This is a genomic window from Halobacillus sp. B23F22_1 (assembly GCF_043497005.1).
Classification (GTDB): domain Bacteria; phylum Bacillota; class Bacilli; order Bacillales; family Halobacillaceae; genus Halobacillus_A.
Genome location: NZ_JBIEKE010000002.1, coordinates 712770 through 725606, shown reverse-complemented (window position 1 = coordinate 725606; position 12837 = coordinate 712770). Strand labels below are relative to the sequence as shown.

Below are 12837 nucleotides of genomic sequence, written 5' to 3'. Positions count from 1 at the left end.
AGCGTTAGCTGCTATTATTGTGTGTTATAATAAGTCCACGAAGGTGACGATTTTAAAGGAGGATTCCTATGTCTATTGATCTTCATAATAACTATGGTCATATTACGATAAGTAATGATGTAATTTCCACAATTGCCGGAGGAGCTGCTGTTGAGTGCTATGGCATCGTAGGGATGGCATCTAAAAATCAGCTTCGTGACGGTTTAGCCGAGATGCTGCGGCGTGAAAATTTTTCAAAAGGTGTCGTGGTTAGACAGGATGAAGGCCACGTACACATTGATATGTATATCATTGTAAGCTATGGAACGAAAATTTCTGAAGTAGCTCATAACGTTCAATCACAAGTGAAATACGCTCTAAACAAAAATGTAGGCTTATCTGTTAACTCGGTAAACATCTATATTCAAGGTGTAAGAGTTACAAACGAATAAGAGCCTCTGGTGTAGTCAAAGGAGGAAAATAGTGTGACAGTAAGAGAGATAAACGGTACTAAGCTAGCTGAGATGGTGTTACAAGGTGCTCAACATTTAAAAGCCAATTCTCAAATGATTGACGCCTTGAACGTTTTTCCCGTCCCAGATGGGGATACCGGTACAAATATGAATTTATCAATGACGTCTGGTGCAGAAGAAGTGAAGAAAATTAGTGAAAATCACGCAGGGGCAGTAGGACAAGCTCTTGCTAAAGGGCTGCTTATGGGAGCGCGTGGTAACTCAGGGGTTATACTCTCCCAATTGTTTAGAGGATTTTCCAAGGCGTGTGAACAAAAGGAAGCGCTAACAACCAAAGATTTAGCTAAAGCTTTTCAAAGTGGAGTGAAAACAGCTTATAAGGCCGTTATGAAACCTGTAGAAGGGACTATCTTAACGGTAGCTCGCGAATCAGCAGAAGCTGCTGAGAAACTGGCAGAGCAAGAAGATGATGTGCTTGTTTTTATGGATGGTGTAACAAAAGCTGCGCATGACTCCCTTCAAAGGACGCCTGATTTATTACCCGTACTTAAAGAAGTCGGCGTAGTGGATAGTGGAGGTCAGGGGCTTTTAACTATTTATGAAGGATTTCTTGCCAATTTAAAAGGGGAAGAGATGCCTGAAATGACTTCTTCTTCCGTATCCATGGATGAAATGGTAAATGCAGAACATCATAAATCAGCACAAGATTTTATGAATACAGAAGATATTGAATTTGGTTATTGCACAGAGTTCATGGTTAAATTTGAACAGGAAAAGCTGCAGGAAAATCCTTATGACGAAGAGCAATTTCGCGAAGAGTTAAGCCGTCATGGAGATTCCCTCCTGGTGGTTTCAGACGAAGAACTAATTAAAGTTCATATTCATGCTGAGTATCCTGGAGATACGATGACGTTAGGCCAGCGATACGGCAGCCTAATTAACATGAAGATTGAGAATATGCGTGAACAGCATACGTCTATTGTGGGGGATAAGACTTCTACTAAGCCAAAAGAACTGGCAGACTACGGCATTGTGACTGTAGCCATGGGCGACGGGATAAAAAAATTGTTTGAAAGTCTTGGAGCTAATGTGGTTATTCAGGGTGGACAAACCATGAATCCAAGCACAAAAGACATTTCGGATGCTATTACACAAGTACATGCTAAGCAGGTACTTATCCTTCCTAATAATAAGAATATTACAATGGCAGCGGAACAAGCCGCAGAATTAGCGGAAGTTGACGCTTTGGTTGTTCCTTCCAAGACAATCCCTCAAGGAATGAGTGCCCTGCTTGGCTTCAATCCAGAAGCGGATATAACAACAAACCAAGAGGAAATGTCTAACTTGATGAAAGAAGTGAAAAGCGGGCAAGTAACGTATGCGGTCCGTGACACTCAAATTGATGGAATGACAATTGAAAAAGGTCACTTTATGGGTATTTTAGAAGGGGACATTAAAGCGACTCAACAAAGTCAATTCGAAACGGCTAGAAAGCTGTTAAAAGAAATGATTGATGAAGATGAAGATGAAATTGTTACGATAATTACCGGCGAAGAGGTCACACAAGAAGAGCTTGATGAGCTGGAGGCTTATATAGAAGAGCAGTTCGAAGATCTTGAGGTGGAAATCCATCATGGCGGTCAGCCGATCTACTCCTATATCTTTGCTGTAGAATAAAAAGAACAAGGCTGGGACAAAACTGAATAAAGCATAAAATAATCCGAACGATTCTATTGAAATCAGTTCGGATTATTTATTTTAAGAAACTATTTCACCATCAGTTGCGACGTCCAGACTCTCGGGACGTCTCCACATTTCTAGTGTCCAGTTTCGGCTCGCAGGACCTAGCGACATAAGCAACCCGCTTTTGTGAAGAAAAATCGCTTCACTTCAGCGTTTTGCTTATGCGTAAGGCCCTACCGCTCGCCTCCACATTTCTAGTGTCCAGTTCCAACGTCCAGACACTCGTGACATAAGCAATCTCCCTTCGTGAAGGAGATACGCTTCACTCCGGAATCCTGCTTATGCATGTCGTCTCTATCGGGACATCTCCACTTTTCTAGTGTCCGATGGATCGGATAATAAATTCAACGAGAAAGACCATGGCAATTAATACGACTGGAGCGGATAGCTCTCTTTGCTTCCCTAAGGCGAACTTAACAATTGGATAGGCGATAAAGCCAAAAGCCATTCCATCAGCAATTGAATAGGTGAATGGAATCATCACAATAATCAAGAATGCCGGCATTGCATCCGATAGGTTATCTAGCGGAATGTCTTTAATGTTTTGCACCATCAAAGCTCCAACAATAATAAGAATCGGGCTGATTGCTGTTGAAGGAACCATAGAAATCCAAGGAGTTAAGAAGATGGTAGCCAAAAATAAGACAGCCATCGTTAAGCTTGCTTTCCCTGTTTTACCTTCTGAGGCAATAACGGCTGCACTTTCTGCTGAAGAAACGGTAGGTGAAGTTCCAAAGAAGCCACATGTTAACGCTGAAAATGCTGAAGCACGATAAGATTTTTTGAACTTGTCTCCCTGGTTCAGCATGGCCAGCTGCCCGTGAATAAGCCCCATGTTTTCAAAAATGAGCACGATGGCTAGTGGAAAGACAGCCATCCAAAACCCAAATTCAGTAACGGCTCCGAAAGAAGGCATAAATACCCACTCTTGCTCACTTGCTGAGATGCCTTTACCGGGTCCATTCAATAATCCGGTGAAATGGGCAATAATTGTGCCTATCACCATTGTAATTAAAAAGTTACCTGGCACATTTTTGGCAAATAAGAACACAGCAATAAATAAGGTGAGTAGACTGGTGATCACCATAGCAGATGATGGATCGCCTAACGTAATAAGAGAATGTTCTCCTTTGACGACAAGGCCACCTTTTTCTAGGCCTATTAAGGTTAAAAACATTCCGAGCCCGACAGTAATCGCATGTTTTAATGCGTCAGGAATGGCGTGCTTTAACCAATCTCCTAATGGAGTATAGGCGGTCATCAAAAAAATCAATGCGGCAAAGATTACTACGGCTAACCCTTCTTGAAATTCCATTCCTTTTCCCTCGATAATCGAATAGGCAAAAAGGGCGTTAACTCCCATACCTGGAATTAAGACCATAGGTGCATTCGCGTAAATGGCCATGATTAAACAGCCGACAGCGCTGGCAAGAATGGTTGCCAGCATTCCATTTTCTAACGGAAGACCGGCGTCGTGGAGGATTTGACTATTTACAGCTACGATATAAACCGTAGTGAAATATCCGATAATCCCAGCGACCAAATCCTTGCGCAGACTGTGTTGAGAATTATGCTGATTGAGCATCGTATTCTCCTCTATGAAATTATCCCTCTCCCACCCGGTTATCTCATAACCCACAAGTGTTTATTTTACCCCCTTTATTAAATATAATCAATAGAGAATACTCTTCCTTATCTCTTCACCTCCCTTTTAAAATACACCAAAAGGTTCGCTTTCCATGGGAGTAAGATGAGCTTTCTCGGGCTGTGCCTTTAGTAATAACATCCTGTAAGTTCCATAAGATTTCCTTCATTTTTTCCCTGAGTCAAAGGTGCGGCTGTTCACGCACAGGATTTTGTGAGGTTGGTTAAATTTCAATCTAAATTTAAAGAAATATGGTAAAATGAATATCGGTAAACGAAAATATAGAAAGCGTTTACTTACCAAAAGCAAGGATGGTGATCCGTATGAAATATAGATCAGTATTCGATATAATCGGGCCTGTTATGATAGGGCCGTCAAGTTCACATACAGCCGGCGCTGCCAGGATTGGACGTGCAGCAAGACATTTGTTCGGCAGAGAACCGAAGTACGCTCATGTACATTTATATGGTTCGTTTGCTCAAACGTATAAAGGACATGGCACAGACGTCGCAATTATTGGGGGATTATTAGATTTTGAAACAGATGATAAACGTATAAGTACTTCAATAAACATTGCCAAACATAAAGAGATGGCTATCCACTTTTATGAAGAAGAGGCAAACACAGATCACCCAAATACAGCTAAACTAGTTATTGGAGATAGTGAAGGAGAATTAGAACTTGTGGGTATTTCCATTGGTGGCGGAAAAGCTGAAATCACCGAACTTAATGGGTTCGAGCTGCGTCTCTCAGGAAGTCATCCAGCGATTCTCATTATTCATAATGATCGCTATGGAGCGATTGCTTCAGCTACTTCCATTCTGGCAGGGCATGAAATCAATATTGGACGTATGGAGGTTTCAAGAAAAGCGCAAGGTGAGCAGGCGCTTATGGTAATTGAAGTCGATCAAACTATTGAAGATAGCGTATTAAATGAGCTAGAGCGAGCTGACCATATTACTCAAGTGGCTCGTATTTCCGACTAATTTAGTGGATCTTTATGAATGGAAAATAATCCACCTAAGGAAAGGGGCAAGCTGGTGTTTAGAAATGTTGCGGAATTAGTAGAGCGTGCTGAAAAAGAAAATATTTCTATCTCAGAAGTGATGATTCGTCAAGAGATGGAAGTAAAGCAATTGACTCGAGAAGAAATCTTTGCGCAAATGGAACGTAATTTAGAAGTCATGGAAAAAGCGATTGAAGACGGATTAAAAGGGGTACAATCTCACAGTGGTCTAACAGGTGGCGATGCTGTTTTAATTCAAAATTATATGCGGGAGAAAAAACCATTGTCCGGTCATTTATTAATGGATGCAGTGAGCAAGGCAGTAGCAACAAATGAAGTGAATGCAGCTATGGGCACCATATGTGCAACGCCTACTGCCGGAAGTGCCGGGTGTGTGCCTGGAACGCTTTTTGCAGTTAAGAACCAATTGAATCCGACGCGAGAGCAAATGGTTCGCTATTTATTCACTTCGGGAGCTTTTGGATTTGTCGTAGCTAATAATGCCTCGATATCAGGAGCTGCCGGAGGCTGTCAGGCTGAGGTGGGGTCTGCTGCAGGTATGGCTGCCGCTGCCATCGTTGAAATGGCAGGAGGTTCACCCGCTCAGTCTGCAGAAGCTATGGCGATTACACTAAAGAACATGCTGGGTTTAATCTGTGATCCTGTTGCCGGCCTTGTAGAAGTTCCATGTGTGAAGCGGAATGCGATGGGAGCTTCGAATGCAGTGGTAGCTGCGGATATGGCTTTAGCAGGAGTGACAAGTCGTATTCCGTGTGATGAAGTCATAGACGCTATGTATAAAGTAGGGCAGAGGATGCCGACAGCATTTAGAGAAACTGCCCAGGGGGGTCTTGCCGCCACATTAACCGGCAAGAAACTGGAAGCAAAAATTTACGGGAGTCCGATTGATGAATAATAGATTAGAATTACCCATTAGTGAAGTGAAAGGAATTGGAGAGAAGCTTCAAGCTCATTTAAATGAGCTTGGGCTTTTTAACATTTATGATTTATTATTTTATTTTCCTTATCGCTATGATTCCTACGAAGTAAAGCCGCTCACTGAACTTCAGCATGAGGAAAAAGCAACAATAGAGGGCCAGCTCATATCTGATCCAGTCGTTCAATTTTACGGGAAGAAGAAATCACGATTAACGATGTCACTCCAAGTCGATCAATTTGCTGTTAAGGCGGTTATGTTTAACCGCTCTTTTGCCAAGAAACAATTAAATGCCGGCGACACGGTTACAGTAACTGGAAAATGGGATCAACACCGTCTGCAGATTACGGTGAGTCAGTATAAAAAAGGGTCGGCTGAGAGTCAAGAACCGATTCAGCCGGTTTACACCTTAAAGGAAAGTGTGACACTTGTTACTTTAAGAAAAGTGATAAAAGCAGCTCTTGAAGATTACTTACATGAAGTAGAAGAAATTCTGCCGGAAGATACGATCTTAAGATATAAGCTGCCCAAACGTCAGCAAGCGATTGAGCAAATGCATTATCCAGAAAGCCGGATTTTGTTAAAACATGCGAAGCGTCGGTTTATATATGAAGAGTTTTTATTGTTTCAGTTAAAAATGCAGCTGTTAAGAAAGCTGCACCGAGAGTCGACGACTGGAAATGCTCAACATTATGATAACGAGCGATTGACTGAATTTGTCCAATCGCTGCCTTTTGAATTAACGAATGCTCAAAAAAGAGCGCTTAGTGAAATACTAAAAGATATGAAAAACCCTTACCGCATGAATCGACTTTTACAGGGGGATGTAGGCTCTGGTAAAACAGCCGTAGCCGCGATTGCTTTATATGCATCGATTACGACCGGTCATCAGACGGCCTTAATGGTTCCTACTGAAATTTTAGCGGAACAACATGCTGCTTCATTAAAAGAAATGTTTGGAGATCGAATACGAATTGCGCTTCTTACAGGTTCCATAAAAGGGAAGAAAAGGAAGCAGATCTTAAACGATGTTAAAGAACGGGAGATTGATTTACTCGTAGGAACGCATGCTTTAATTCAGGATGAAGTGGATTTTAACCGCTTAGGATTTGTTATTGTAGATGAACAGCATCGTTTTGGAGTAAACCAACGAAGAATACTGCGAGATAAAGGTCTTCATCCGGATGTTCTTTTCATGACGGCGACACCAATTCCCCGCACCCTCGCAATCACTGCCTTTGGAGATATGGATGTTTCTGTTATTGATGAAATGCCTGCAGGCAGAAAGCCGATTGAGACATACTGGGTCAAAGGCCAAATGACCGACAAAGTACTGGCTTTTATTCAAAAGCAGATTCAGCAGGGTCAACAGGCTTATGTAATCTGTCCATTGATAGAAGAATCGGACAAGCTGGATATACAAAATGCGATTGATTTATATAACCAGATTTCGGCTGTATTTGAACCTGCGATCAAAGTTGGTCTAATGCACGGTAGACTAGCGAATGAGGAAAAAGAAGAAGTCATGCAGGATTTTGCTGCTAACCATGTTCAAATCCTGGTGTCCACTACTGTAGTAGAGGTTGGGGTCAATGTTCCTAACGCTACTGTAATGGTCATTCATGATGCTGAGAGATTTGGACTATCGCAATTGCATCAGTTAAGAGGACGAGTAGGCAGGGGGGAGCACCAGAGTTACTGTATTTTACTCGCTGACCCTAAAGGAGATGTGGGGAAAGAACGGATGAGGATCATGACGGAAACAACTGATGGTTTTGAACTGTCAGAGCAGGACTTGAAATTAAGAGGGCCAGGTGACTTTTTCGGCCGCAAGCAAAGCGGCATGCCTGAGTTTAAAGTCGGTGATATGGTACATGACTATCGAGCGTTGGAAACGGCGAGGCAGGATGCATCTTTTATCATATCAGAGGATTTATTGGAAAAGAATGAGGAATACCGTCCCCTGAAACAAATTATAGAACAGGATGAACATATCGCAGGACAAGTGCTGGATTAAAGAGGATGCTGGTCTTAAGTCACAATTTTCTTTTTTAATGCTCATCCTTGCGTTATTAAATAAGGTATTATATATTACTGTTAGTACCTAGTCATAAAACAGTGACAAACGATCGGTGGGACACAGGATGAAGCGATCCAAACAAGTTAGACAAAGTGAACTAAAGGACACGATAAAAGAAACACCTTTTATTACAGATGAAGAATTGGCCAAACGTTTTGGCGTCAGTATTCAGACCATACGTTTGGACCGTATGGAGTTATCCATTCCAGAATTGCGTGAACGGATAAAATCAGTCGCTACACATGAATGGAATGAAACGGTTAAGGCTTTGCCGATTGAAGAGGTGATTGGGGAAGTAGTAGACCTGGAACTAGATCAACGTGCCATTTCTATATTAGATATTAAACCGGAGCATGTGTTTTCCAGGAATAATATTGCCCGTGGCCACCATTTGTTTGCTCAGGCCAATTCTTTAGCTGTCGCCGTCATAAATGAGGAACTGGCATTAACTGCAGGATCAAGCATCCGATTTAACCGTCCTGTCAAACTAGGAGAGCGGGTTGTAGCGAAAGCATTCGTAAAAGGTGATGATCGAAAAGGACGGACGATTGTGGATGTACACAGCTATGTAGAAAATGATGAAGTATTTGCCGGGTCATTTGAGATGTTTCGTGAACATGACCCTAAGGAGATGAATGAAGGATGAGGCTAGCAATAGATGCAATGGGAGGCGACAATGCACCGGAAGCGGTCGTGAAAGGTGCTATGGAGGCCGTATCTTCTATGAAAGACCTTGAAATCACTTTAATAGGAGATGAGGAGAAAATTAACTCCTATTTAAAAGATTCCAAGCGAATTAGTGTTATACATACGACTGAAGCTATTACAGCTGAGGATGAACCAGTGCGCGCGGTGCGAAGGAAAAAACAAGCATCCATGGTGTTAATGACGAAAGAAGTAAAAGAAGGAAGAGCTGATGGGTGTATCTCTGCAGGTAATACTGGAGCATTGATGAGTGCAGGATTATTCGGTGTGGGCCGTCTAAAAGGTGTGGAAAGACCGGCGCTTAGTCCAACTTTGCCAACTGAAGATGGCAAAGGCTTTTTAATGCTCGATGTGGGAGCAAATGTGGAGGCAAAAGCGATGCACTTGCTGCAATATGCGATAATCGGTTCTATTTATAGTAATAAGGTTAGAGGGCTGTCTTCTCCTCGAGTAGGATTATTGAATGTCGGCACTGAAGACGGCAAAGGCAGTGAGCTAACAAAAAAAGCATTTAAATTAATGTCAGATGCCCCTATTCATTTTATTGGAAATGTAGAATCAAGAGACCTGCTAAACGGTGTGGCAGACGTAGTCGTTACGGATGGTTTTACAGGAAATGTGGCGCTAAAGACGATTGAAGGTACAGCATTAACGATGTTTTCAATGATTAAATCCACTTTTATGAAAAACTTTAAATCCAAGCTGGCAGCAGCTCTTGTGAAAAATGATTTAAAACAGTTAAAAAATCAACTCGATTACTCAGAATATGGAGGGGCTGGATTATTTGGTTTATCGGCTCCCGTTATTAAAGCACACGGTTCATCAAATGGCCGTGCCATTTACAATGCCATTAAACAAGCCAGTCACATGGTGGAACAAGATGTTACTTCAACGATCGAAACGACGCTTAAAGAAGTTGAAAAGGTAGGTGGAGATGAATGAAAAAAGTAGCTTATATCTTTCCAGGCCAGGGCTCTCAGGAGGTTGGCATGGGGAAGGAAATGTATGAAACGTACGATGATGTGAAACAATTATTTGATCAAGCAGATGAGGCGCTGGGTTATTCATTGACTTCTTTAATGTTTGAAGGTCCAGGTGAACATTTGACTAAGACTGAAAATGCGCAGCCTGCTTTGCTTTTAAACAGCGTAGGAATAACTAAGATACTTGAACAAGAAGGGGTCTCTCCAGTTATGACAGCCGGGCACAGTCTAGGAGAGTACAGCGCGCTTGTTGCTGCTGGATCACTGCAGCCAACAGAAGCTGTTCAACTCGTTCATGCGAGAGGAAAGTTGATGGAAGAAGCAGTTCCGACAGGACAAGGGGCTATGGCAGCTGTGCTTGGTTTAGCAAAAGAGGAAATCGAAAACGTGCTGGCCGATTTAGGTGATCATGAACCAGTGGATTTAGCGAATATCAACTGCCCTGGACAGATTGTGATTTCCGGCACAGCACAGGGTGTAGAAAAGGCATCCGAATTATTAAAAGAGGCAGGTGCCAAAAGAGTACTGCCGTTAAACGTAAGCGGTCCTTTTCATTCTCGTCTAATGGAGCCTGCAAGTGAAGAGTTTGCAGCAAAACTAGAAGAAGCAGAGATCAGTCATTCAGCGTGCCCTGTATATGCTAATGTTACAGCTGACCCTGTAGAAAAGGCTGAAGATATTCAAGAGCTGTTAGTGAAACAATTATACTCTCCGGTACGGTTCGAGGAGATTTTAGAAAAATTTGTAGAAGCTGATCTGGATGCTATTGTAGAAGTAGGTCACGGGAAAGTATTGAGTGGTTTAGTGAAGAAGGTTAACAGAAGAACGAAGACATTCTCAGTACAAAATCCTGAAACACTGCAAAGTTTCCTAGAATGGTATAAGGAGGATTTATAATGTTAAATGAACAAGTTGCCCTTGTTACAGGAGCATCCCGTGGGATAGGACGTGCAATTGCGATTGAGTTAGCCTCTAAAGGCGCTAAGGTAGCTGTCAATTATGCAGGCAGTGAAGAAAAAGCTGAAGCAGTCGTTCAAGAAATTAAGGAGAACGGCGGAGAAGCTTTTAAAGTTCAAGCGAATGTTTCCAGCTCAGAAGATGTTAAAAGCATGGTCAAAGAGGTGGTAGACCAATTTGGAAAGCTTGATATTTTAGTAAATAATGCAGGAATTACGAGAGATAATTTGTTAATGAGAATGAAAGAAGAAGAGTTCGATGACGTCATCGATACGAACTTAAAAGGTGTGTTTGTTTGTACGAAAGGCGTTACACGTCAAATGATGAAGCAGAAATATGGTCGAATTATTAATATTTCATCGATTGTCGGCGTTTCAGGAAATCCAGGTCAAGCTAACTATGTTGCAGCCAAAGCTGGAGTGATAGGCATGACCAAATCGAATGCAAAAGAGCTGGCTTCTCGTAATATTACGGTAAATGCAGTGGCTCCGGGATATATCACCACAGATATGACTGATGAGCTTACAGAGGAACAGCGTGAACAAATGTTAGCTATGATACCACTTGGACGTCTTGGGAGTGGAGCAGACATTGCAAATGTAGTGCGCTTTTTAGCTACTGAAGATGCTGGCTATATTACTGGGCAAACGATTCATGTTGATGGCGGAATGGTGATGTAAAATTAGTCTGGTTTTCCTTTTTGAAATTTACTATAATGATTGAAGGGAGGTGAAGTTCCTATGGCAGATACATTCGAAAGAGTAAAACAGATCATTGTCGATCGTCTTGATGCAGACGAATCAAAAGTAACAATGGAAGCTTCCTTCAAAGAAGATCTAGAAGCTGATTCTCTTGACGTTGTAGAATTAGTAATGGAGCTTGAAGACGAGTTCGATATGGAAATTTCTGATGAAGAAGCTGAGAAAATCAATACAGTTGGCGACGCTGTTAACTACATAAACAGTCAGTCGTAAACCCAGGATCGCTGTCTGCTTCTGCAGGCAGCCTTTCCTATATAGAACAATTATAAGAAAAGGACAAGGTGAATTATGGAGGATTTTTCCAGTTTCCAAGAAAAAGTCAATATACGTTTTTCAGACGTTTCGTTACTGGAACAAGCATTTACCCATTCATCCTATGTGAATGAGCATCGCAAGACAGATCGCGAGGATAATGAGCGGCTTGAGTTTTTAGGAGATGCTGTACTTGAATTAGGTGTCTCTCAATACTTGTATCGTGAATTTCCTGAAATGGCAGAAGGAGAACTTACGAAGCTTCGTGCGTCGATTGTGTGTGAAGTCTCGCTCGTAAATTTTGCCAATGACCTTAACTTTCAGGAATTGATTCTCTTAGGTAAAGGCGAAGAAATGACAGGTGGCCGAAACCGCCCTGCTTTACTAGCAGATGTTTTTGAAGCTTTTATTGGTGCGATCTATCTTGATCAGGGCTTTGATCAAGTGGTAGAGTTTTTAAGCAATTATGTATATCCTAAGATTAAAAGTGGTGCTTTTTCTCATGCGATGGATTTCAAGAGTCAGCTGCAGGAACACATTCAACGAGATCGGAATAGTCGCATTGAATATGAAATTGTGGAAGAAAGAGGCCCTGCTCACAGCAGGGAATTTATTGCTCACGTAAGTGTCCAGAATGAAACGGTTGGTATAGGTGTAGGAAGAACAAAGAAAGAGGCTGAACAGAAAGCAGCTCAACAGGCACTTATTAATCAAGGTGCGCTTTAATAAATACAAAAATGCTTGGAAAGAAATTTCGGTTTTCTCTCCAAGCATTTTTTATGATAAAAGGGAAATGGAACGAAACATCTTTCTCATAAGGGTATCAGGTACCGCAAGGCTGTAAAATAGGTGCCTGGTGCCCGGTGTGGTTTGACGGAGCGATGGTAAAAATCTTTTCTTAATACAAATCATCCGAACTGATTCTAATAGAATCGTTCGGATGATTTGTGCTTTTTTGTATTATTTACGATAGTTACCTAATTCTTGTACAAAAGCTTGGATCTCAGAAACACTTAGTTGACCCTTTGCTTGAATAATGTCGTGCAGGGATTTGATTTCACTATATTTATCTAAATCGTAATCCTCCGGATCCATGATCGAACGGTTTACGACCTGCAGGCGATCTGCCATATCATCGATAATATAATTTAAGTTGTCTCTCGTAGGTTCTTGAAGACTCACAATTTTCCTCCTCAGCTATTCTCTATTGTTATTACATATCATAAGATATTTTCTTTGATAATAAAACCCCTTTTAAAAGATTTATCCTTTCTAAATCTATCTCTACTTACCTAAACCCTTAAGGTTATGATAAA

13 protein-coding genes are annotated in these 12837 nt (G+C 41.6%); 11 read left to right on the top strand and 2 right to left on the bottom strand.

Annotation, left to right across the window (positions count from 1 at the left end; genetic code table 11):
- Positions 1-68 precede the first annotated feature (68 nt).
- Positions 69-431: an Asp23/Gls24 family envelope stress response protein gene (locus ACGTNH_RS11495; protein WP_394586965.1), complete on the top strand. Its 363-nt coding sequence runs from the start codon at positions 69-71 to the stop codon at positions 429-431.
- A 33-nt stretch (positions 432-464) separates the two neighbouring features.
- On the top strand, positions 465-2129 hold the full coding sequence (gene fakA, locus ACGTNH_RS11490; protein ID WP_394586964.1) for a DAK2 domain-containing protein: 1665 nt from the start codon (positions 465-467) through the stop codon (positions 2127-2129).
- Positions 2130-2511: 382 nt separating this feature from the next.
- Here fakA and ACGTNH_RS11485 read toward each other — a convergent pair whose 3' ends face one another.
- Positions 2512-3780, bottom strand: coding sequence for an NCS2 family permease (locus ACGTNH_RS11485; RefSeq protein WP_394586962.1), 1269 nt, complete (start codon positions 3778-3780; stop codon positions 2512-2514).
- A 383-nt stretch (positions 3781-4163) separates the two neighbouring features.
- On the opposite strand from ACGTNH_RS11485, the gene sdaAB reads away from it, so the two are divergent.
- From sdaAB to rnc, 9 genes are all read left to right on the top strand, one after another.
- Complete coding sequence (sdaAB, locus tag ACGTNH_RS11480; RefSeq protein ID WP_394586961.1) at positions 4164-4826, top strand: L-serine ammonia-lyase, iron-sulfur-dependent subunit beta; 663 nt, start codon at positions 4164-4166, stop codon at positions 4824-4826.
- 54 nt (positions 4827-4880) lie between these two features.
- Positions 4881-5762: an L-serine ammonia-lyase, iron-sulfur-dependent, subunit alpha gene (gene sdaAA / locus ACGTNH_RS11475; RefSeq protein ID WP_394586960.1), complete on the top strand. Its 882-nt coding sequence runs from the start codon at positions 4881-4883 to the stop codon at positions 5760-5762.
- On the top strand, positions 5755-7800 hold the full coding sequence (gene recG / locus ACGTNH_RS11470) for an ATP-dependent DNA helicase RecG (protein ID WP_394586959.1): 2046 nt from the start codon (positions 5755-5757) through the stop codon (positions 7798-7800). Before sdaAA ends, recG begins: the two co-directional genes overlap by 8 nt.
- A gap of 127 nt (positions 7801-7927) precedes the next feature.
- Complete coding sequence (gene fapR / locus ACGTNH_RS11465) at positions 7928-8509, top strand: transcription factor FapR (protein WP_394586958.1); 582 nt, start codon at positions 7928-7930, stop codon at positions 8507-8509.
- Positions 8506-9510: a phosphate acyltransferase PlsX gene (gene plsX / locus ACGTNH_RS11460; protein WP_394586956.1), complete on the top strand. Its 1005-nt coding sequence runs from the start codon at positions 8506-8508 to the stop codon at positions 9508-9510. Before fapR ends, plsX begins: the two co-directional genes overlap by 4 nt.
- Entirely contained in the window at positions 9507-10448 is a 942-nt protein-coding gene (gene fabD / locus ACGTNH_RS11455) for an ACP S-malonyltransferase (protein WP_394586954.1), read from the top strand. The genes plsX and fabD overlap by 4 nt, the downstream gene beginning before the upstream one ends.
- On the top strand, positions 10448-11188 hold the full coding sequence (fabG, locus tag ACGTNH_RS11450; protein WP_394586952.1) for a 3-oxoacyl-[acyl-carrier-protein] reductase: 741 nt from the start codon (positions 10448-10450) through the stop codon (positions 11186-11188). Before fabD ends, fabG begins: the two co-directional genes overlap by 1 nt.
- A gap of 60 nt (positions 11189-11248) precedes the next feature.
- Positions 11249-11482 carry an acyl carrier protein gene (gene acpP, locus ACGTNH_RS11445; protein WP_101843854.1) on the top strand — a complete coding sequence of 78 codons (234 nt, stop codon included), beginning with the start codon at positions 11249-11251 and terminating at the stop codon, positions 11480-11482.
- A 75-nt stretch (positions 11483-11557) separates the two neighbouring features.
- Entirely contained in the window at positions 11558-12247 is a 690-nt protein-coding gene (gene rnc / locus ACGTNH_RS11440; RefSeq protein WP_394586950.1) for a ribonuclease III, read from the top strand.
- 234 nt (positions 12248-12481) lie between these two features.
- Here the strand turns inward: rnc and ACGTNH_RS11435 are convergent, their stop codons facing one another.
- On the bottom strand, positions 12482-12703 hold the full coding sequence (locus ACGTNH_RS11435; RefSeq protein ID WP_394586948.1) for a DUF1128 domain-containing protein: 222 nt from the start codon (positions 12701-12703) through the stop codon (positions 12482-12484).
- Between the last annotated feature and the right edge of the window lie 134 nt (positions 12704-12837).

Excerpts from the sequence above, each read along its gene's own strand:
- ACGTNH_RS11495 (WP_394586965.1), top strand. The coding sequence starts at position 69 with ATGTCTATTGATCTTCATAATAACTATGGTCATATTACGATAAGTAAT.
- ACGTNH_RS11485 (WP_394586962.1), bottom strand. The coding sequence starts at position 3,780 with ATGCTCAATCAGCATAATTCTCAACACAGTCTGCGCAAGGATTTGGTC.
- sdaAB (WP_394586961.1), top strand. The coding sequence starts at position 4,164 with ATGAAATATAGATCAGTATTCGATATAATCGGGCCTGTTATGATAGGG.
- recG (WP_394586959.1), top strand. The coding sequence starts at position 5,755 with ATGAATAATAGATTAGAATTACCCATTAGTGAAGTGAAAGGAATTGGA.
- fapR (WP_394586958.1), top strand. The coding sequence starts at position 7,928 with ATGAAGCGATCCAAACAAGTTAGACAAAGTGAACTAAAGGACACGATA.
- plsX (WP_394586956.1), top strand. The coding sequence starts at position 8,506 with ATGAGGCTAGCAATAGATGCAATGGGAGGCGACAATGCACCGGAAGCG.
- fabD (WP_394586954.1), top strand. The coding sequence starts at position 9,507 with ATGAAAAAAGTAGCTTATATCTTTCCAGGCCAGGGCTCTCAGGAGGTT.
- fabG (WP_394586952.1), top strand. The coding sequence starts at position 10,448 with ATGTTAAATGAACAAGTTGCCCTTGTTACAGGAGCATCCCGTGGGATA.
- acpP (WP_101843854.1), top strand. The coding sequence starts at position 11,249 with ATGGCAGATACATTCGAAAGAGTAAAACAGATCATTGTCGATCGTCTT.
- rnc (WP_394586950.1), top strand. The coding sequence starts at position 11,558 with ATGGAGGATTTTTCCAGTTTCCAAGAAAAAGTCAATATACGTTTTTCA.